The organism is Caballeronia sp. 11_S32, assembly GCF_056930355.1.
The window spans coordinates 449440-469809 of the sequence record NZ_JBXOWH010000003.1 but is presented as its reverse complement, the minus strand read 5'-3'; the positions used below and the strand labels follow the sequence as shown (position 1 = coordinate 469809).

The following is a 20370-nucleotide window of genomic DNA, read 5'->3' as shown; positions in this document are numbered from 1 at the left end:
TGTCAGATCGGCCGCGCGGCGCCTTTGAACACCTGGTCGCGATGCCAATCGATGAAGGGCTGCGCCGGATGATGTTCCTTTCGCACGGGCGCGTTCAATTGTCCGCCGTGGTGCCTGAGCAAAATTTCGTCGAAACGCTGGCTTCCGTGCGCTTTCTCCGAAACGAGCACGCGACGATCAGCGTCCAACGTGAACGCGCCGATATCGAAGAGCTTGTGATGCAGACAGCACAGCGCGATGCCGTTCTCGACGACATCCGGGCCGCTCGCTTGATGCCACTTGATGTGCGCAGCTTCGAGGCCGATCGTCATGTTGCCGATGCGCAGATCCAGATCGCATAACGCGCATCGATATTGATACGCGGTGAGCACGGCGCTCCGAAACTCAGGATCGCGCCGCCGACGGGTAACCGACGTGTCGCTGACGAGCGTGCATGCCGTCTCGTCGTCGAGTGCGAGTCCGACTGCATCGAGAACATCGTTGTGAATGCTATCCGGAAAATGCGCAGTGAGCAGCAGGCGAGCGATTGCGTTGATCGCTTTGGGGTCACACAGGAGAAGTTGCTGTACCTCGCGCGAAAAATGTCCCGTTGCGTTAAGGCCCCGCAGTTCGGTCTTTTTCAGATCGTTTCGCCGGGCGATTGGATCGGGTGCTCCGTCGACCGTGACCTCCCATACGTCGTCGTTTTTCAAACGAATGAATGGCATCTCTGGATAAAGCGTCCGACGTTGCGGAGCAAACTCCCGCAGAAGTTCGCTCAACTTGCCCTCGTACTGACGGAAGGGCACGTCTTTGATGCCTTGCGTGAACAACCCGAGCGCCAGCAATACGAGAAGAGGCTTATGAGGCGCGCGTTCACCGTTGCGCTGCCAGATGTTCAAATCGGCGAAACGCTGGAGCACTTCAGTAAGGTCGGAAGCGTTCATACTTCGAACAAACAATCGATGACAAAGAAAAACCCGTGACGCGCTGTGCGTACACGGGTTTGGATGGCGCGAAGACGTTTAAACCTCAAACATCAATATTCCCCGCCCGCAACGCATTGTTCTCGATAAACGCTCTGCGCGGCTCGACGTCATCCCCCATGAGCGTGGTGAAGATGCCATCGGCGGCAATCGCGTCTTCGATCTGCACGCGCAGCAAGCGCCGCACGTTCGGATCCATCGTCGTTTCCCAGAGTTGCTCGGGGTTCATCTCGCCGAGACCCTTATAGCGCTGCTTGCTGACGTTACGCTCCGCATCCGCGATCAACCATTTCATCGCGCTCTTGAAGTCGGTCACCGCCATCGACCGCTCGCCGCGCTTGATCAGCGCGCCTTCACCGATCAGCCCCTTGAACGTATCCGCGGTGGAAACGAGCTGCTTGTAGTCCGCGGTCAACTGAAGGTCTTCGTCAAACACGGAAACCTTCACGTTGCCATGATGACGCCGCTTGATATGCAGCGAGCGCAGTTCACGCACCTGATCGTAGGCCGCTTGGACGCTCACTTCGGGCTTCAGCGGATCAGCACGCAGCCGCTCTTCCAGCCGCTTCGCCGAACTCTCGGCCGCTTCCTGCGATGACAGATCGATGACCACGCCATCCATCACCGCTTCCAGCGCGGCGGCATCGTAGATACGGCTCAAACGATCGACCACGGCCTGCGCCAGAAGATACGCACGCGCGAGCTCGCCCAATGCATCGCCCGAAATCGGATCAGCGCCTTCGCTTGCAATCAGTTCGGACCCTTGCAACGCGAGCTTCAACATATGCTGATTGAGCTCGTGCGCGTCCTTCATATACCGCTCGTCCTTGCCTGCCTTGATCTTGTAAAGCGGCGGCTGCGCGATATAGATATACCCGCGCTCGACGATCTCCGGCATCTGCCGATAGAAGAACGTCAACAGCAGCGTGCGGATGTGCGCGCCGTCGACGTCCGCGTCAGTCATGATGATGATGCGGTGATAACGCAGCTTGTCGAGGTTGTAATCATCCTTGCCGATACCGCAGCCGAGCGCCGTCACCAGCGTCACGATCTGCTCCGAAGAAATCAGCTTGTCGAAGCGCGCCTTCTCAACGTTGAGCACCTTGCCGCGCAGCGGCAGAATCGCCTGGAACTTGCGGTCGCGCCCCTGCTTCGCGGATCCACCCGCCGAGTCACCCTCGACGATATAAATCTCCGACTTCGCCGGATCCTTCTCCTGGCAATCCGCGAGCTTGCCCGGCAGGCCGATGCCATCGAGCACGCCCTTGCGACGCGTCATCTCACGCGCCTTGCGCGCGGCATCACGTGCACGCGCCGCGTCGACGATCTTGCCCGTGATGATCTTCGCGTCGTTCGGCGTCTCCTGCAGATAGTCTTCGAGCGCCTTCGCGACGATCTCTTCCACCGGCGCGCGCACTTCGGACGACACGAGCTTGTCCTTCGTCTGCGAGCTGAACTTCGGCTCCGGCACCTTCACCGACAGCACGCACGACAGACCTTCACGCATATCGTCGCCGGTCGTCTCGACCTTCGCCTTCTTCGCGATCTCGTTGTCGGTGATGTACTTGTTGATGACGCGCGTCATCGCCGCGCGCAGACCCGTGAGGTGCGTGCCGCCGTCGCGCTGAGGAATGTTGTTCGTGAAGCACAGCACGCTTTCGTTGAAGCTGTCGTTCCACTGCATCGCCACTTCGACGGTCACGTTGTCGCGCTCGCCAATCGCGTGGAACACGGTCGGGTGCAGCACCTGCTTCGCCTTGTTGATGTACTCGACGAAGCCCTTCACGCCGCCCGCGAACGCGAAATCGTCTTCCTTGCCGGTGCGCTGGTCCGTCAAACGGATACGCACGCCGTTGTTCAGGAACGAAAGCTCGCGCATGCGCTTCGCCAGAATGTCGTAGTGAAATTCGACATTCCCGAAGATGGTCGCATCCGCGAGGAAGTGCACTTCGGTGCCGCGGTTTTCCGTATCGCCGACAACCGGCATCGGCGAATACTGCACGCCGTCTTCCTCGACGATCTCGCGGTTCTGCACCACGCCGCGCGCGAACTCCATGAAGTGCTTCTTGCCGTCGCGGCGCACCGTGAGGCGCAGCCATGCGGACAGCGCGTTCACGCACGACACGCCCACGCCGTGCAGACCGCCCGACACCTTGTAGCTGTTCTGGTCGAACTTGCCGCCCGCGTGCAATTCGGTCATCACGATTTCGGCGGCACTGCGCTTCGGGTCGTGCTTGTCGTCGCGCTTGAGGCCAGTCGGCACGCCGCGGCCGTTATCGGTGACGGAAATCGAGTTGTCCGCGTGAATGACGACGTGAATGTCGTCGCAATAGCCCGCGAGCGCTTCGTCGATGGAGTTGTCCAGCACTTCGAAAACGAGGTGATGCAAACCGGTGCCATCCGACGTGTCGCCGATATACATGCCCGGCCGCTTGCGCACGGCCTCCAGACCCTCGAGGATCTGAATGGACGATGCGCCGTAGCTGTTGTCGGGCTTGTTGTCGGGTTGCGAATTTGTGTTTTCAGTCATGGATATGTTCCGGTTCTGCGTCACTGCCTGGGTTACTGCTCGAACTTTTCAAAACACCTTAAAAACGCCAAAGGGGCGCGCCGCCCCTTGGAGAGTTATTGGTATTGAGCGCGTCAGATGCGCATCGGCATCACCACGTACTTGAATTCCTCGTTCTCGGGAATCGTGATGAGCGCGCTGGAATTGGCGTCGCCAAGGCTCACCTTGAGCGTGTCGACCTTCAGATTCGCGAGCACGTCGAGCAGATACGTGACGTTGAATCCGATATCGACGGTGTCGCCCTGATAAGCGATTTCCAGTTCTTCCTGCGCCTCTTCCTGATCGGCGTTGGTCGACATGATCTTGAGCTGGCCCGGCTCGACGAGGCAGCGCACGCCCTTGAACTTGTCGGATGTCAGAATGGCCGCGCGCTGCAGCGAGCGTTGCAACTCTTCACGGCCGATTTCGAACGTGTTCTTGTGCGACTTCGGAATCACGCGCTGGAAGTCGGGGAACTTGCCCTCGACGAGCTTCGACACGAGTTCCACCTGGCCGAAGCTGAACTTCACCTGCGTCGCGGCGATGTCGATCTTCAGCGAATCGTCGATGTCTTCCAGCAGACGCTGGAGCTCGAGAATCGTCTTGCGCGGGATGATGACTTCCTGACGCGCAAACGAGCCTTCGATCTTCATCGACGAGAACGCGAGACGGTGGCCGTCGGTCGCGACCGCCATCAGTTCGTCGCCATCCACCACGAGCAGCATGCCGTTCAGGTAGTAGCGAATGTCCTGCTGCGCCATCGCAAAGTACACCATGCCGAGCAACTGGCGGAACGTCTTCTGCGGAACCGAAAGGCTCGCGCCGAAGTCTGTAGCCTGGTTGACCGTGGGAAACTCATCCGCGGCGAGCGTCTGCAACGCGAAACGGCTCTTGCCGGAACGCACGGTGAGGCGCTTGTCCGAAAGATCGAGCACGACTTCGCCGGAGGGCATGGCGCGCAGGATGTCGAGCAGCTTGCGCGCGGCGACCGTGGTGGCGACCTGGTCGCTGCCGACGCCGAAATCGGCGCGGGTCGTGATCTGGAGTTCGAGGTCGGTCGAGAGGAACGACACATCCCCGCCGTTCTTGGTGATGAGCAAATTCGCGAGGATCGGCAACGTATGGCGGCGTTCTACGATACCGCTCACGGTTTGCAGCGGCCTTAGAAGATTATCTCGTTCGGTCTTGACCAGTTGCATAGAGTTCCTTCGTTGATGTGACGGCCTGTCCGCCGGTTTCGCCACCCGATTTGCCCAACGGACAACCTCGTAACACGCGTTGCCGGCCCCCCGCCGGTCACTCGCGAAAGCTTGGCGCTACGCCGCCCAGGCCTTGGACGGCTAAACCTATATTGTGCCTCAAAACGGAACCGCTCCCTAAAAATAGGGGCGTTTTCGCCAAAAAACAGCCCTGCGCGCGCAATAAATGGCGTGTGCGTTCTCCGCGCCGCACCGGCCGGTGCCGTCAGCCCTTCAGCGTCTGTTCGAGCACGTGCAGTTCGTGATTGAGCTGGGCATCGGTGCCGCGCTCGGCCGCGATCTTGCGCACCGCGTGCAGCACGGTCGTGTGGTCGCGTCCGCCGAACAGCTCGCCGATCTCGGGCAGGCTCTTTTGCGTGAGTTCCTTCGCCAGATACATTGCGATCTGGCGCGGGCGCGCAATGTTAGCCGGCCGCTTTTTCGAGTACATGTCGGCGACCTTGATGTTGTAAAAATCGGCCACCGTCTTTTGAATGTTCTCGACGGAGATCTGGCGGTTCTGCACCGTCAACAGGTCTTTCAGCGCTTCCTTGGTCAGCTCGATGGTGATGTCGCGGCCATGGAACTTCGAGTACGCGAGGATCTTGCGCAGCGCGCCTTCGAGCTCGCGCACGTTCGAGCGCAGATGCTTCGCGACAAAGAACGCGACATCTTCCGACAGGCTCACGCCTTCGGACTGCGCCTTGCGCATCAGGATCGCGACGCGCATTTCGAGCTCGGGCGGCTCGATCGCGACGGTCAGGCCGGAGTCGAAGCGTGAAATCAGGCGATCGTCGATGCCGGAGATTTCCTTCGGATACGTGTCGCTCGTGATGATGACCTGCGCCTTGTTCGCGACGAGCGCCTCGAACGCGTAGAAGAACTCTTCCTGCGTGCGCGACTTGCCCGAGAAGAACTGAATATCGTCGATGAGCAGCAGATCGAGCGAGTGGTAGTAGCGCTTGAAGTCGTCGAATGCCTTGCGCTGATACGCCTTCACCACGTCCGACACGTACTGCTCGGCGTGAATGTAGCGGATGCGCGCGCCCGCCTTGTCCATCAGCAACTGATTGCCGATGGCGTGAATCAGGTGCGTCTTGCCGAGACCCACGCCGCCGTACAGGAAGAGCGGGTTGTACGAAATGCCAGGGTTGTCGGCGACCTGAATGGCCGCCGCGCGCGCGAGCTGGTTCGCCTTACCGGTAACGAAGTTGTCGAACGTCAGCACCGGATTCAGCTTGGAACGCTCGTAAGCGGAATCGGTTTCACCGGAAGCCGAAGGCGCGCCGCCCGGACGCCACGTGCGCCGCCCGGCGGCGGCTTCGTTGGCGTCGAGGCTCGGGAGGTCGAGATCGGCCTGGTCTTCCTGCGTGGCTTGCGCCTGCTGCGCCGCTTCGGCTGCGAGTGCGTTGATGTGCGCGGTGGCGTTCGCGTGTGCAACGACAGACGGCGCCTGCGGTGCGGCCGCAGACGGCGCCGGAGCGCGGGGCGCGGCGGGCGCGCTCGCGGTCGGACGCGGCGCGGCATTCAGGCCGCCGCCGATCGCGTTGCGCGCGGTCGCTTTGGGATCGAGCACGAACTGAACATCGATGGGCGCGCTGAAAAAATCGCGCGCGACATCGGCGATACGGCCCGAGAACTGGCTTTTCACCCAGTCGAGCTTGAAGCGGTTGGGAGCGGCGATGCGCAGGGTGTTCGCGTCGGCATCGAAGTCGACCGGGGTCAGCGGCTTGATCCACGTGACGTACTGCTGCGGCGTGAGTTCGCGCGCGAGCAGTGCGGAACAGTGTTCCCAGAAATCGTTCATCGAATGCGGTCGTTATGGTTGCTCCGCACCTGCGGGCCATGCTTGTCGAAATCGTCCGACAAGTCCCGGCACAGCCGAGCAGGCGTGCTTCGGAGGCTTACGCCGCAAGGGTTTGCGGGCGGACGGCGGGCCGAAGCAGCGGGCGGATATTTGGGAGTAAGGCGAGATTCTAACGCCAAACGAGGGTGGCGCGCGAGTTATCCACAGGGTCAAATCAGCACGTCGGACGGGCCGCGATTCTGCCGTGATCCATGTTCTATGGCGCTAAACTATTGACGGTCAATAGGAAAACGGTTTAAATAGCGGGTTCCGCGAAAACAGAATTCCTGAACCTCCGGCCATCGCGCTTGCAGTGACCACACTGGAGCCTTAGCCCGCGCGGTCGATCAACTCAAGTGAGAGCACCATGAAACGTACTTACCAACCTTCCGTTACCCGTCGCAAGCGCACCCATGGCTTCCGCGTTCGCATGAAGACCGCTGGCGGCCGCAAGGTCATCAACGCTCGCCGCGCGAAGGGTCGCAAGCGCCTGGCAGTCTGAGTCTGCCGAGTGTTCGCTCGCGGTTGGATGCTGCACTCGACGGCGAGCCGCTCACGCGCCGCACAGAAGTCTTGAGACAGGACATCGTTCAGTTGCCGGCGCAGGCCGCGTTCCCCAAGGCCGCAAGGCTACTGAAAACGGATGAGTTCTCATCCGTTTTTCGTTTGCGCCCCTGGCGCCGCTCGCCGCACTTTGTCCTGTACGGCAAGCCGTCCGGACTGGAAGCGCGGCTCGGCCTGGTGATCGGCAAGAAGCAGGCACCGCGCGCCGTCACGCGCAATCTGATCAAACGGCTTGCGCGCGAGGCGTTCCGGCTGCGCCGCGAGCAGTTGAACGGATTCGACATCCTCGTTCGGCTGCACGCGAAGATCGACCGGAAGGCGATGCCGAGCGCGAGCTCCCCGCCGCTTCGGGCGCTCATCGGCAGCGAACTGGAGACATTGTTCGACCGTGCCGTGCGCGAAGCTGCGCGCCGCAAGGCCGAAACCGTGGCGGCGCCGCCTCCGGCGCCCGCCGTCGACGAAACATCCGGCCCGTCAGGGTCATGAAGCGCGGATCGCGCCGAATTTGCCTCTCTTGGTGAATCCGGCGTGCGGCGCGAAGCTTATGCAAACGGCACTCATCGCGTTGTTGCGCTTCTACAAGGTTGCTGTGAGCCCTCTGCTCGGCAACCGGTGCCGCTTTTATCCTTCCTGTTCCGACTACGCGCGCGAAGCAATCCAGTATCATGGCGCCGCGCGCGGCTCGTATCTCGCCGTGAAGCGGCTCTGCCGCTGCCATCCTTTTTCGGCTGGCGGCGTCGATCTCGTGCCGCCTCCCTGCGGACATGCCGGCTCTGAACAGGCGTCCGAATCGCGCCCGAAGTCCGACGATTCCGGGCAAGACAAGCTTTCAACACCAAACGGCGCACAAGCGCTTTCCGATCGACACTGAGACAACGCATGGATATCAAACGCACCGTCCTATGGGTCATCTTCTTCGTGTCAGTTGTCCTGCTGTTCGACAACTGGCAACGCGACCATGGGCGCCCGTCGATGTTCTTCCCGAGCGCGACGCAACCGGCCAAGACCGCCAGCAACCCCGCACCGGGCTCGGCTGCATCCGGCGCACAGCCGTCCGAACTGCCGAACGCGCCCGCGGGCACGGCCGCGCCCGGCACGGCGACGCCGCCCGCCACGGCGCAATCGCAGCTCGTCAAGTTCACGACCGACGTGTACTCCGGTGAGATCGACACGCGCGGCGGCACGCTTTCGAAGCTCTCGCTGATGAAGGAAGGCGACGGCAAGCAGCCGGACCTGTACATCACGCTCTTCGATCACACCGCGAACCACACGTATCTCGCGCGCACGGGCCTGCTCGGCGGCGATTTCCCGAACCACAACGACATCTTCACGCCGGTTCCCGGCCAGACGTCGCTGACGGGCGACGAAAAGACGCTGAAGATCGCGTTCGAATCGCCGGTGAAGGGCGGTGTGAAGGTCATCAAGACCTACACGTTCACGCGCGGCAGCTATGTGATCAACGTCGATACGAAGATCGAGAACGTCGGCACGGCGCCGGTCACGCCCAAGCTCTATATGGAACTCGTGCGCGACAACACGCCGGTCGAGACGCCGCGCTTCTCGCACACGTTCATTGGGCCGGCGGTCTACACGGATCAGAAGCACTTCCAGAAGATCGACTTCTCCGACATCGACAAGAACAAGGCATCGTTCGAGCCGTCCTCGGATAACGGCTGGATCGCGATGGTGCAGCACTACTTCGCGTCGGCATGGATTCCGCAGCAGGGCGTGAAGCGCGACATCTACGTGCAGAAGATCGATCCGGAGCTGTATCGCGTCGGCGTGACGCTGCCGGCACAGACGATCGCACCGGGACAAACCGTGAATGTCGATGCGCGCCTCTTCGCCGGTCCGGAAGAAGAACGCATGCTCGAAGGCATCGCGCCGGGTCTGGAGCTCGTGAAGGACTACGGCATGGTGACGATCATCGCCAAGCCGCTCTTCTGGCTGCTCGAAAAGATTCACGGCTACGTGGGCAACTGGGGCTGGGCGATCGTGCTGCTGACGCTGCTCATCAAGGCGGTGTTCTTCCCGCTGTCGGCGGCGAGCTACAAGTCGATGGCGCGCATGAAGGAAATCACGCCGCGCATGCAGCAGATTCGCGAGCGCTTCAAGAGCGACCCGCAGAAGATGAACGCCGAGCTGATGTCGCTGTACAAGACCGAGAAGGTCAATCCGTTCGGCGGCTGCCTGCCGGTGGTCGTGCAGATTCCGGTGTTCATCTCGCTGTACTGGGTGCTGCTGTCGTCGGTGGAAATGCGCGGTGCGCCGTGGATCGGCTGGATTCATGACTTGTCGCAGCAAGACCCGTACTTCATCCTGCCGGTGCTGATGGCCGTCTCGATGTTCGTGCAGACCAAGCTGAACCCGACGCCGCCCGACCCCGTTCAGGCGAAGATGATGATGTTCATGCCGATCGCGTTCTCGGTCATGTTCTTCTTCTTCCCAGCCGGTCTCGTGCTGTATTACGTGGTGAACAACGTGCTGTCGATCGCCCAGCAGTACTACATCACGCGCATGATGGGACAGAGCAGGAAGAAGGCGGCTTGAGGCTTCTTCTGGTTTGATCTGAATGTAAAAACGCCCGGCTTGCCGGGCGTTTTGTTTTTTCGAGCTCTTTTCTAGCTTCAGGCAAGGGCTTGTCGCTTGAGCTCGTCCTCGAACTCGTCCATTTTGACGGAGAGATGTTTGGCCGCCGTTTTCAGTTCGCCAAAACGACGAAGAAGCGCCGTCTCCGATTCTTGCGTCCCGAACTGTGGCGAGGCTTGCATGGCTTCGACAGCGACATCACTGTCGGCCGGCTTCCCGTCCAGCAAATATTCAACGGAGACCTCCAGAATGGCTGCCAGCTTCTGACGACGCGGTCCTTTTGCGATAGCCCTTCCGTCGAACCAGGCTTGCATCGCGTTCTTGGAAACCGGCACTTCGGGCGACTCCATATCCCACACGTAGTGAAAGTTGGTCGCCGTGGGCAGAAAACCTCGATCCCTGAATCGCGGATATTTTTTCTCGAAGCGGGAAGCGGCCTCCGCGACTAAACGCGTCACCCGGATTCCAAACGCTTTCTTGTAACGATCGCTAACCATGGTGGCAGTCTCGGGCAGAACGCCTCGGGCGTGGTCAAGTTCAAACTGCGTGGGCGCGAGTTCAAACTTCATCATTAGACTTCGGGAAAAAACCCTCTAGCGTCAGAGGGTTGCATCTTCAATAGATGGCGATATTTCTATCTGGTTTAAATGAAAAATTTCGTCGCGAGCAGTCCTGCGCCGCTCATCGCTTCATCGATCCATAAAACTGCTCGACCAGTTCCTCGAGCAAATACCGATGATGCGGCGACAGCGCCTCGATCTTCGTCGCCAGCTCAAGCGTCTCTTCGGTCGCCGGATAGTGTTCGTCACGCGCGAGCGGTTTTGGCGTCACCTGCGGATTGCCGCTGGGCGGCGGCCCATAATGCAACCAGTGCTGGTCGACCTTGAACCATTCGGAGAGCGTCTGGAGCTTGTCGGCCGTCGGAATCGAGCGCGCGGTCAGCCACTTGTGCGCGGTCTGCGGCGAAACCGGTTCGCCGCGATAGCGCAAGTTGAAATGCAAAGCGAGATCGGTCGCGCCGCGCATCTTTTCGGGCGCGCGGGTCATCGAGAATTTCAGCCGTTCTGAGAAATCGGCCTTTTCTTGTGGTGTAGGCATGGGCTGGATTGTGCGAGGCAATCGTTGGTTGGGAGTCAACCGTATGCGATAGATTTGTCGCGAAGTCGCCTGTATTTATCTTATATACGCATCGGATTTTCCTGCTTTTTGGCAGCATGGTTCTGCCGAATGACGCGTCACATCGGGGTTTCGGAGGCCGGCACCGCAAAAAATCGACTTCAACGCGCGACATGTCCCCGTATCTCAAAAAAGATAACGGCTGCGATCCCACTACGCCGACCTGAAACGTTCGATTCCGCCGCCGCGATACAATGCGCGTTTTCTGAAATCATCCCGCCGCCCTATCGCCATGCTGAGCAACGACACCGATCCGATCGTCGCAATCGCCACCGCGCCTGGACGTGGCGGGATCGGCGTCGTGCGTCTGTCGTTCGGCCGCTCGGGCGAAGCCGCCGCGCAAAAAGCCATGCGGGCGCTGTGCGGTGAGGCGCTCGCGCCGCGCCATGCGAGCTACGTGCCGTTCGTCGATGGCAACGGCGAAGCGCTCGATCGCGGCATCGCGCTCTATTTCCCCGCGCCGTACTCGTATACGGGCGAGCATGTGCTGGAACTGCAAGGCCATGGCGGTCCGATCGTGCTGCAGCTGGTACTGCAACGCGCGATAGAAGCCGGCCGCGAGTTCGGCCTGCGGCTCGCCGAGCCCGGCGAATTCACGCGGCGCGCCTTTCTCAACGACAAGCTCGATCTCGCACAGGCGGAAGCCGTCGCGGATCTGATCGAAGCGAGCACGGAAGCCGCGGCCCGCTCGGCAGGCCGCTCGCTGGAAGGCGCGTTCTCGCGCGAGATCCACGCGCTCGTCGAAGACGTCATCAACCTGCGGATGCTCGTCGAGGCCACGCTGGACTTTCCCGAGGAAGAGATCGACTTTCTCGAAGCGGCCGATGCACGCGGCAAGCTTGCGTGCATTCGCGAGCGGCTGGACAAGGTCCTCGCCGACGCGCGTCAGGGCGCGCTTTTGCGCGAAGGTTTGTCGGTGGTGCTCGCGGGACAGCCGAACGTGGGCAAATCGTCACTCTTGAATGCGCTGGCGGGCGCGGAGCTCGCAATCGTCACGCCGATCGCCGGCACCACGCGCGACAAGGTCGCGCAGACCATTCAGGTCGAAGGCATTCCGCTGCATATCATCGATACGGCCGGGCTGCGCGAGACGCAGGACGAAGTGGAGCGTATCGGCATCGAACGCACGTGGGGTGAGATCGAACGCGCCGACGTCGTGTTGCATCTGCTGGATGCACGCGAGGGCGTGACGCCGGAGGATCAGGCAATCGCGGCGCGATTTCCCGCAGGCGTGCCGGTCGTGCGGGTAATGAACAAGACGGATCTCGCGGGCGCATCGGCTGGCGCGCGTGACGGCGATCACGCGCGCGAAGTCAATCTGTCGGCCAAGACCGGCGACGGCATCTCGCTGCTGCGCGACGAGCTTTTGAAGATCGCAGGGTGGCAGGCTGGCGCGGAGAGCGTCTATCTCGCGCGCGAGCGCCATCTGATCGCGCTGCGCGAGGCGCGCGATCATCTGGCACTCGCCGCCGGGCATGCCGATCAGCACTCACAGGTGCTCGATCTGTTCGCCGAGGAATTGCGGCTCGCGCAGGACAATCTCAATGCGATCACGGGCGAATTCACATCCGATGATCTGTTGGGCGTGATTTTCAGCCGCTTTTGCATCGGCAAATAGCGGCGAAAACGACTATGCGCCCCCGGGTTTGCCGACCTCGCGCAATTCGGCACTGAGCTTCTCGCTCTCCTCCGGCCGTCCGTGAAACGCCGCCGGCGTGTTCTGGAACATTTCGATCCGATACGCGCCGTCGCACAGCGAAAGCAACATTGTCTGAACCGCGTTCAAGGCGGGGTTTAGCTCCGTCGCGCCACGCGGCCACATACCCGCGACGGCGCGCACAAGCAGCGTCTGCCCGTTCGCCATGCGCCTTACCTCGCGCACCTTCGCCACGAAACGCGGCGTCGGATGCTGGGCGAAGATCGGCAGAAGGTGCGCCTCGATGCACGTACGCCCGTCGATGGCGCTGCCGTCAAAGCCGACCAGGCTGCCGCGCTCCGTGAAGCGCGCCGCCATCGCCGCTGCGTCCTGCCTGTTCCAGTCTTCGAGCAGGCCGAAGTACACGCGCCGCGCGCTCGCGGTCCAATCGTCGGGCTGACTCATGCTGCCTTCTTCCATGCCGCCGCAAAGATGCCCGCGCCCATGAGCAGCGCGCCGCCCGTGCGATTCACCGCGCGTTGCACGGACGGCTTGCGGATGGCCTTGCGCGCACCGGATGCGAGCAACGCGTAAGCGAACGCGTTGGCCGCTGCGAGCCCGACGAACGTCGCTTCGAAAATCGCGATCTGCGACACGCTCGCCGCGTGCGGATCGACGAATTGCGGCACGAACGCGACAAAGAAAATGATGCTCTTCGGGTTCAGCGTCGTCACCGCGTAAGCGTGCGCCATGATGCGGCCGGTGCGCAGCTCGCCGGTGGGCTGCACGGCATCCGTATCGACGACCGGGGCGCGCCACAGCTTGATGCCGAGATAAACGAGATACGCTGCGCCGATCCACTTCACCACCATGAACAGCTCGGCGGAGGCCGCGAGCAGCACGCCGAGCCCGAGCATCGAGGCGGTCATCGCGGTGAGATCGCCGAGCGCGACGCCGAGTGTCGTCGCGAACGCGTACTTGCGGCCGTGACCGAGCGCGTAGGACACGACCAGCAGCACGGTCGGACCGGGAATCGCGACGAGAATTGCCGACGCGATCGCGAACGGCAGCCATTGAGCGAGGGTCATGCTAGGTCTCCTGAGTTCGATGCGTCGATTTATCCATGAACGCGCGACGCTGGCAATAGGCCGTTCAGCCAGCTTGACGGCGTTGCGCCGCGCTCGGGAAGCGTTGGCTTGCCCGCATGGGCATCTGATGCGGCGCAGCAAAGTCGGCGCAGAGGCAAATTGTCGCAGTATCGCTGGTCAAGACGCGCGTTTTCATTTCTTACCGATCACCATTTCGGCGATTTTCATTTAAAGCTCGTTTATCGCGAGTCCACGAAAAGCAGTGCGACATTCTGACGTATTGCGATCGCACACAGCATGTGCTTGCAAGTTTCCCTCACTCAACTAGCATGACTTTTGCGGTCAGCCGCTTTTAAATACATAGCTAATTTCGAAACGGTTTCGTTTGGAGGCTATATAGATGAAGAAACGCGCCACTGCTCTTGTCGCGATGATGGGTTTGTTTGCAGCCGTATCCTCGGCGCAAGCCCAGGACAGCGTTATTCAGGCTCAGCAGACCTTCACTTTCCGGCCCAACTCGTATGGCTGCTTGTCCAAAGACAAGTTCGACTCGGCCGACCAGCACGCGAAAGCCGGCGAGCATCAGAAGATGCAGCAGTTTTTCGAGGGCTTCGAATGCATTTCAACGCCGGTCGATTCGCATTTTCGCGTAATTCGCGTGGTGGGGCATGACGTCGAATTCGTCAACGCCGCTAATAGCGATACACAAGGCATGTGGACCGCCGATCGCTTCATCGATCAATAATCCGCTTCCCGGACTTTTAATCATCTGGCATTCCGGCGCGATTTTTTGAATCGCGCCGGCGCTTCGGGTTATCCGCGATTTAATTGTCGGCATAATCCGGACGCGCATTCACGCCATCTTTTCTTCGCCGCGTTTGCCGAGCGATCGCGCGCGTCTGGCCGTCTTCCACATCCGCACCGATTCCCCGCACAATGTCGGTTTCGCGCGCGATCGATCGCGCTACATCGACAATCCTTTTCCGCCGGCCGACGAACCGGCGTCCCATGCTGAATGGCTCTCAAATCCACGATCTACAAGGCTGACCTCCAGATCGCCGACATGGATCGCCACTACTACGGCGATCACTCCCTGACCATTGCACGTCATTCTTCGGAAACCGACGAACGGATGATGGTGCGCGTCGCCGCGTTCGGGCTCTTCGCCGACGAGCGTCTCGAGTTCTGCAAGGGACTTTCCGACACCGACGAGCCCGATCTCTGGCAGAAGGATCTCACCGGGCAGATTCAGACCTGGATCGAAGTCGGCCAGCCCGACGAACGCCGCATCGCGAAGGCGAGCGGCCGTTCGGAGCGCGTGATCGTCATCGCTTACGCGGGGAAGACGGCGGACATCTGGTGGAACGGCGTGAAGGGTAAAGTCGAACGTCTGCAGAACGTGACGGTCTGGTCGCTCGCGGATGGCGTCGCCGAAGCGCTCGGCAAGCTGGCCGAACGGACGATGCGTTTGCAGTTGATGGTGCAGGACCATGAGGCATCGCTGGGTAGCGAGACTGTCGACCCTGTTGCTCTCCGCTGGAACGTGCTCAAGGCCGGCGCGGCCTGACATTCACGCTTCGGGCGGCCCTTTGAGTTCGATCATGTTGCCTTCGGGGTCGAAGAGATAAAGCGACGGGCCGAAGCCTTCGGCGCCATAACGCCGCGCTTCCTCGCCGATGCGCGCGCCATGCTTTTCCAGGTGCGCGCGCAGCGCGTGCGCATCGAACGGCTCGACGCGCACGCACAAATGATCCATGTTGCGGCCCGCGCCCGGCTGGCCGCTCTCGGGCCGATCGATTTTCGCGCCGACGGCCAGTAAATCGATCAGTGAGCTGCCGGCGCGCATCTGCACGAGACCGAGATCGCGCTGCTCCTTCTCGATCGGACAGTTAAGCACGGTGCGATAGAAATGCACCATGTTGTCGAGATCGGCGCAACGAATCACAACGTGATCGATTTCGCGGATGTTGAAGTGCATGTCGCCCTCTCACGTTCGATGTGGGGGTCAGTTTAGCGCGATGGGGAGGAGAGGCTGGCGGGCGGGGGAATGAAAAAGGGCTTGGGGTTCAGGCCAAGCCCTTCGAATTCGTGGTGGAGAGGAGGAGGATCGAACTCCCGACCTTCGCATTGCGAACGCGACGCTCTCCCAGCTGAGCTACCCCCCCAACGAATCAAAATTGTACCACAGCAAATTCGCCCTCAGGCAAGCCCCAGCGGACGCTTCCGCTCCGCTTTCACTTCTGCGGCGCTCCCGTCAAAATCCACGCGACGACGGTCTTTATATCCCCATCGCTCATCCTGGGATGCGACGGCATCGGAATCGGGCCCCAGACGCCCGCGCCGCCGTTCTTCACTTTCTTTTCGAGCTGCGCGTTCGCCTGGGGCTGGCCCTTGTACTTCTCGGCGACCTGCTGAAACGACGGCCCCACCAGCTTCCGATCGATAGCGTGACAGCCCATGCACGCATTGCCGCGTGCGATCGCCATCGCATTTGCACTCGTGTTGGAAACGGGCTGCTCCGCAGCAGACGCAGCCAAAGATGCGGCGACGAGCACCGCGCCGAAAATCACACGCAACATGCTCACTTCACCGCCTTTGCCGGACTCGGATTACCCGGATGCACATCCGAGCTCTTCACGGGCGCGGGCGACTGCATATCCAGCGGACGCGATGTCACGCCCGAATCCGGCACCGTGCCGACCGTCGCTTCGGCCGGCGCCGGCGCGCTCGCAGCGGACACCGCGCTCGCATCGGATGCGGCCGCAGCTTCCAGCGCCTGCGCCTCTTCCGGCTTGATGTACTGGAACACCTTCACAACCTGCTCGACGCCCGCGGTGCGCGCGGCGACATCCGCGCCATGCGCGCCTTCATCCTGCGTGACAAGCCCCATCAGATAGATGACGCTCCGTTCGCACACGACCTTGTAGTAGTTCGCGCGCAAGTCCGTCTCGCCGACCATCGCGGTCTTCACACGGCCTTCGAGATACGAGTCGTTCGCGCGCGACGAGATCGAGCTCGCGCCCTGAACCGCCAGCTCGTTGACGATGCTGCCGACGTTGTTGATATCGCGCGCCACCGCCTCGGCCTTCTGCTTCGACGCATCATCGGGGACTTCACCGGTCAGCAGCACGCGACGGTTAAACACAGTCACGTTGACATGCGCCGTATCGGGCAGATTCTCGTTGATCCGCGAAAGCGCCTTCACCTGGATCTCGCGGTCTTCGGTCTGCGCGCCGAGCGTGCGGCGATCCGTGGCAATCAAAGTGCCGCCGGCCGCCGCGCCGACGACCGCGAGCGCGCAGCCCTGCAACGTCAATGCGACTCCCGACAACATGCTCACCACTAGCGTGGCTTGGGCCAGCGTCGCCTTGACGCGTGTCTTGTTCATCAACTCCGTTCCCCCTTTCAGTTTCAGTCGTCTCCGAGCAGCATCGCATCGATGCCGTCGCACAGACAGTGAATGGTCAGCAGATGGACTTCCTGAATGCGCGCGGTCCGGTCGGACGGCACGCAGATATGAATGTCGGTTTCGGCGAGCACTTCGGACATCACGCCGCCGCCCTTGCCCGAGAGCGCAATCACGATCATCTCGCGGCCGTGCGCTTCCTGAATCGCCGCGAGCACGTTGACCGAGTTCCCCGACGTGCTGATCGCAAGCAGCACGTCGCCCGACTGGCCGAGCGCGCGGACCTGATTCGAGAAGATCTGCTCGAATGCATAGTCGTTGCCGATAGCCGTGAGAATCGATGTATCTGTCGTGAGCGCGATGGCCGGCAAGCCCGGCCGCTCACGCTCGAAGCGGCCGATCAGTTGCGCCGCGAACCGTTGCGCGTCGGCAGCCGAACCGCCGTTGCCGCAGACGAGAATCTTGTTGCCGTTGGCGAGTGCGCCGAAGAGCGTATCGACAGCGGCCGCGATCGGAACCGCCAGCGCATCGAGTGCGTCGAGTTTGAGTGCCGCGCTGTCGCGGAATTGCTGTTGAATACGTTCGATTGACATCGACTCTCGATCATCGGCCGCGGCGCGCGGCGGTCTATGGCATGACGCCCGAAGCGTCGGTTGTTGCGCAGTTTACCGCATGCATCATGCTGCGAACCGCGCTCATGCTTCGTCGGCGCGAAACGCATCGGGCATCCAGTGGATGCGACCCGCATCGAACGCGACGATATCGAAGCGGCACGCGGGCAGCGCGCCGCGCCATGTCGCAAGAAAGTGCTGCGCGGCGTGCACGAGGCGCGCGCGCTTTCTCGCATCGACGCTCGCGGCGGCGTTCGCGAAACGCCCGCTTCTTCTCGCCCGCACTTCGACGAACACGAGCGCGCCGCGTTCATCGAGCATGACGAGATCGATCTCGCCGCCGCGACACGTCACGTTACGCGCAACGAGGCGCATGCGTTGCCGCTGCAGGAACTCGAGCGCGTGCGACTCAAATGCATCGCCGAGCGTTTTGGACAAGACTCCTCCATAAAAGTTGTCGACTGGCAGCAAGGATCGCGCATGGCAAAATGACGTCCTTTCCTTCGACGCCCGCGCTCATGCTTCAGATCTCCGAACTCGCCGCCGGGCAGAACTATCCGACGGGCGCACTCTATGTGGTCGCGACGCCCATCGGCAATGCGGCCGACATCACCGTGCGCGCGCTGCATGTGCTCGAACTCGCGGATCGCATCGCCGCCGAGGACACGCGCAACACCGCGCAACTGCTCGCGCGCTACGGCATCTCGAAGCCGTCGATTGCGGTGCACGAGCACAACGAACGCAGCGCCGCCGAGCGCGTGATCGAGCATCTGAAAAACGGCGAGCGCATCGCGTGTGTATCGGATGCGGGCACGCCCGGCATTTCAGATCCCGGCGCGCGTCTCGTCGATGCCGTGCGCGAAGCAGGATTGCCCGTCATTCCGCTGCCGGGCGCGAGCGCGCTCACAACAGCACTGAGCGCGGCGGGCGCATGGGTGAGCGGGTTCTCGTTCGTCGGCTTCCTGCCGACGAAGCCGAAACAGCGCGCCGCGCAACTGCGCACGCTCGCGAATCATCCGATGGCGCTGGTGTTCTATGAAGCGCCGCATCGCATCGTCGACACCGCGCGCGCGCTTGCCGACGCTTTCGGCGGCGACCGGCAAATGCTGATCGCCCGCGAGTTGACGAAGTTACATGAGAGCCTCCATCGCTGCACCCTGGCCGAAGGGCCAACGTGGCTCGAAGGCGATGCGAATCGCCAGCGCGGCGAATTCGTTCTGGTGGTGGAAGGCGCGCCCGAGACACAGGACACCGAGGATGCGCATGACGCGCTGCTCTCGACGCTGCTGGAAGAGTTGTCGGTGAAGAGCGCGGCGCGCATCGCCGCGACGTTGACGGGCGCGTCGCGCAACGCGCTCTACGAGCGCGCGCTGAAGCTCGCCAAGCGGGACGAAGGCGAAGAAGAATGAAAAACGGGCCGTCGCGAGGACGGCCCGTCTTGGTGCTGCGAAGCGCGAGGCGCAATCAGTTCACGTTGTCATCGGCGAGCGACTGAGCCTGCTCTTCACGCGCCGCACGCGCTTCCTGCTGCGTGAGCCCTTCGATCTTCACCTTCTGCGTGCCGGCGCCGCGCATGCCGAGCGCCGCCGCGGCAGCGTACGACAAGTCGATCACGCGGCCGCGCACATACGGACCGCGGTCGTTGATCTTCACGACCACCGTCTTGTGGTTGGACTCGTTCGTCACGCGCACCCACGACGCCAGCGGCAGCGTGCGATGCGCGGCGGTCATCGCGTTCATGTTGAACTTCTCGCCGCTCGCGGTCTTGCGGCCATGGAACATGCGGCCGTACCACGACGCCTTGCCCTTCTGTTCGAACTCGCCGACGTTCGGACCGGACGTGATCGGCTCGGCGTCCGAGAGCGACTGCGCCGGCTTGTCGGCCGGCACGGAGGAGAGGTGCGAATCGAAGGCGAGCGGCGCCATCGAGCGGGCACCGCTCGTGCTGAGGGAGCCAGGCGTCTGAGGATTGGATGCGACATCGCCCGAACCCGGCGCGGCGCAACCGGCCAGCACACCAACTGCTAGCAGGCTCCCGACATGTCGAATAAATCGAGCATTCATAGACGTGTTTCAACGATAAAGGAGCGGCCGCGCTGCGCTGGTCGGCGCGCGCAAGGCTGCTCGAGGCTTTTCCGCGCAAAGCAGAACGCCGCTCGGTCAAGCGAACGGCGAACTGTGCTCGGACGCGGCGTACTCGTGCCGCAAACGCCCGGTTATTGTTCACGTCTGGCGCAACCTGTCCCCGGCAGCCTGACCAGACCCCACATGCCGCCATCGAACGTGGCATCACGTTCGTGCGCTGTAAAAACCAAGTGAGCGCAGGAACGGCGGCGTAGGCCCCATCCGGCATGACGGCAGCTAAGGCCATCTCACAGACGCGCGGCGTCTGGCCGGACAAGACGTGTGCACCTACTGATGGTGCTTGAGTTGCAATTGCGAGGCTTTTGGCCCCCAACAGCGTACTGACGGCGATTGTAAAAACGCACTAGCGTTTCAGCATTCGCCTATTGACGGCATGGTTAGACCCATGCACAAGTAGTGCCATTATACAAAAAAACCGTGGTCTGGCTCGCCGGACCCAACGAATCGTCATTGATTTTCGCTATGACCGTAAGAATTGCCGGGTTTTCGTGCTTTTCGGACAATGCGGCGGTTGCCGTCGCCCGTGTTGTGGCACCGGTACAATGAACGTTTTTACAG

Annotated in this window: 21 protein-coding genes, 1 tRNA gene and 1 pseudogene; 8 read left to right on the top strand and 15 right to left on the bottom strand. The window is 61.7% G+C overall.

The features are described 5' to 3' along the window. Positions 1-2 precede the first annotated feature (2 nt). The 4 genes from AC1Z32_RS13780 to dnaA form a co-directional block, all read right to left on the bottom strand. Positions 3-926 carry a phosphorothioated DNA-binding restriction endonuclease gene (locus tag AC1Z32_RS13780; protein ID WP_483479183.1) on the bottom strand — a complete coding sequence of 308 codons (924 nt, stop codon included), beginning with the start codon at positions 924-926 and terminating at the stop codon, positions 3-5. An 85-nt stretch (positions 927-1011) separates the two neighbouring features. Continuing rightward, positions 1012-3495 (bottom strand): DNA topoisomerase (ATP-hydrolyzing) subunit B, encoded by a 2484-nt coding sequence (gyrB, locus tag AC1Z32_RS13775; protein ID WP_483479182.1) that lies wholly within the window; start codon positions 3493-3495, stop codon positions 1012-1014. A gap of 113 nt (positions 3496-3608) precedes the next feature. Continuing rightward, positions 3609-4712, bottom strand: a complete 1104-nt coding sequence (gene dnaN / locus AC1Z32_RS13770) for a DNA polymerase III subunit beta (RefSeq protein WP_483479181.1) — start codon at positions 4710-4712, stop codon at positions 3609-3611. Between the two features lie 265 nt (positions 4713-4977). Then, positions 4978-6558: a chromosomal replication initiator protein DnaA gene (gene dnaA / locus AC1Z32_RS13765; RefSeq protein WP_483479180.1), complete on the bottom strand. Its 1581-nt coding sequence runs from the start codon at positions 6556-6558 to the stop codon at positions 4978-4980. Positions 6559-6964: 406 nt separating this feature from the next. On the opposite strand from dnaA, the gene rpmH reads away from it, so the two are divergent. From rpmH to yidC, 4 genes and pseudogenes are all read left to right on the top strand, one after another. Continuing rightward, complete coding sequence (gene rpmH, locus AC1Z32_RS13760) at positions 6965-7099, top strand: 50S ribosomal protein L34 (protein WP_006998755.1); 135 nt, start codon at positions 6965-6967, stop codon at positions 7097-7099. Between the two features lie 23 nt (positions 7100-7122). Continuing rightward, the gene (gene rnpA, locus AC1Z32_RS13755; RefSeq protein ID WP_483479179.1) at positions 7123-7647 is read left to right on the top strand and encodes a ribonuclease P protein component; all 525 of its coding nucleotides are present in this window, start codon (positions 7123-7125) and stop codon (positions 7645-7647) included. Between the two features lie 58 nt (positions 7648-7705). Continuing rightward, positions 7706-7957: pseudogene (yidD, locus tag AC1Z32_RS13750) on the top strand (membrane protein insertion efficiency factor YidD); the annotation flags it as partial. 83 nt (positions 7958-8040) lie between these two features. Further along, a complete protein-coding gene (yidC, locus tag AC1Z32_RS13745; protein ID WP_483479178.1) occupies positions 8041-9711 on the top strand; it encodes a membrane protein insertase YidC in 1671 nt (556 codons plus the stop codon). Between the two features lie 77 nt (positions 9712-9788). Here yidC and AC1Z32_RS13740 read toward each other — a convergent pair whose 3' ends face one another. After that, positions 9789-10322: a hypothetical protein gene (locus AC1Z32_RS13740; RefSeq protein WP_483479177.1), complete on the bottom strand. Its 534-nt coding sequence runs from the start codon at positions 10320-10322 to the stop codon at positions 9789-9791. A gap of 109 nt (positions 10323-10431) precedes the next feature. Next, the gene (locus AC1Z32_RS13735; RefSeq protein ID WP_483479176.1) at positions 10432-10848 is read right to left on the bottom strand and encodes a transcriptional regulator; all 417 of its coding nucleotides are present in this window, start codon (positions 10846-10848) and stop codon (positions 10432-10434) included. A gap of 310 nt (positions 10849-11158) precedes the next feature. Between AC1Z32_RS13735 and mnmE the strand changes: the two genes are divergently transcribed. After that, positions 11159-12544 (top strand): tRNA uridine-5-carboxymethylaminomethyl(34) synthesis GTPase MnmE, encoded by a 1386-nt coding sequence (mnmE, locus tag AC1Z32_RS13730; protein WP_483479175.1) that lies wholly within the window; start codon positions 11159-11161, stop codon positions 12542-12544. 12 nt (positions 12545-12556) lie between these two features. On the opposite strand, the gene AC1Z32_RS13725 is transcribed toward mnmE, so the two are convergent. Together AC1Z32_RS13725 and AC1Z32_RS13720 are read right to left on the bottom strand one after the other, a co-directional pair. Beyond that, positions 12557-13027, bottom strand: coding sequence for an SgcJ/EcaC family oxidoreductase (locus AC1Z32_RS13725; RefSeq protein WP_483479174.1), 471 nt, complete (start codon positions 13025-13027; stop codon positions 12557-12559). Then, complete coding sequence (locus AC1Z32_RS13720) at positions 13024-13650, bottom strand: LysE family translocator (RefSeq protein ID WP_062601506.1); 627 nt, start codon at positions 13648-13650, stop codon at positions 13024-13026. Before AC1Z32_RS13720 ends, AC1Z32_RS13725 begins: the two co-directional genes overlap by 4 nt. Before the next feature lie 400 nt (positions 13651-14050). Here AC1Z32_RS13720 and sap1 point away from each other — a divergent pair, with 400 nt between their 5' ends. Next, a complete protein-coding gene (gene sap1, locus AC1Z32_RS13715; protein WP_483479173.1) occupies positions 14051-14395 on the top strand; it encodes a surface attachment protein Sap1 in 345 nt (114 codons plus the stop codon). Between the two features lie 270 nt (positions 14396-14665). Then, on the top strand, positions 14666-15217 hold the full coding sequence (locus AC1Z32_RS13710; protein WP_483479172.1) for a YaeQ family protein: 552 nt from the start codon (positions 14666-14668) through the stop codon (positions 15215-15217). A gap of 3 nt (positions 15218-15220) precedes the next feature. On the opposite strand, the gene AC1Z32_RS13705 is transcribed toward AC1Z32_RS13710, so the two are convergent. The 6 genes from AC1Z32_RS13705 to AC1Z32_RS13680 form a co-directional block, all read right to left on the bottom strand. Next, positions 15221-15628, bottom strand: a complete 408-nt coding sequence (locus AC1Z32_RS13705) for a VOC family protein (RefSeq protein WP_483479171.1) — start codon at positions 15626-15628, stop codon at positions 15221-15223. A 111-nt stretch (positions 15629-15739) separates the two neighbouring features. Continuing rightward, positions 15740-15815, bottom strand: a tRNA-Ala gene (locus AC1Z32_RS13700). A 69-nt stretch (positions 15816-15884) separates the two neighbouring features. Then, positions 15885-16229, bottom strand: a complete 345-nt coding sequence (locus AC1Z32_RS13695; RefSeq protein WP_483479170.1) for a c-type cytochrome — start codon at positions 16227-16229, stop codon at positions 15885-15887. Between the two features lie 2 nt (positions 16230-16231). Then, entirely contained in the window at positions 16232-17038 is an 807-nt protein-coding gene (locus AC1Z32_RS13690) for a BON domain-containing protein (RefSeq protein WP_483479169.1), read from the bottom strand. A gap of 23 nt (positions 17039-17061) precedes the next feature. Then, the gene (locus AC1Z32_RS13685) at positions 17062-17649 is read right to left on the bottom strand and encodes a phosphoheptose isomerase (protein WP_483479168.1); all 588 of its coding nucleotides are present in this window, start codon (positions 17647-17649) and stop codon (positions 17062-17064) included. Between the two features lie 102 nt (positions 17650-17751). Continuing rightward, a complete protein-coding gene (locus AC1Z32_RS13680) occupies positions 17752-18138 on the bottom strand; it encodes a YraN family protein (RefSeq protein WP_483479167.1) in 387 nt (128 codons plus the stop codon). 47 nt (positions 18139-18185) lie between these two features. On the opposite strand from AC1Z32_RS13680, the gene rsmI reads away from it, so the two are divergent. Beyond that, positions 18186-19076 (top strand): 16S rRNA (cytidine(1402)-2'-O)-methyltransferase, encoded by an 891-nt coding sequence (rsmI, locus tag AC1Z32_RS13675; RefSeq protein WP_483481625.1) that lies wholly within the window; start codon positions 18186-18188, stop codon positions 19074-19076. 55 nt (positions 19077-19131) lie between these two features. Here the strand turns inward: rsmI and AC1Z32_RS13670 are convergent, their stop codons facing one another. Next, positions 19132-19731 carry a septal ring lytic transglycosylase RlpA family protein gene (locus AC1Z32_RS13670; protein WP_483479166.1) on the bottom strand — a complete coding sequence of 200 codons (600 nt, stop codon included), beginning with the start codon at positions 19729-19731 and terminating at the stop codon, positions 19132-19134. Positions 19732-20370 lie beyond the last annotated feature (639 nt).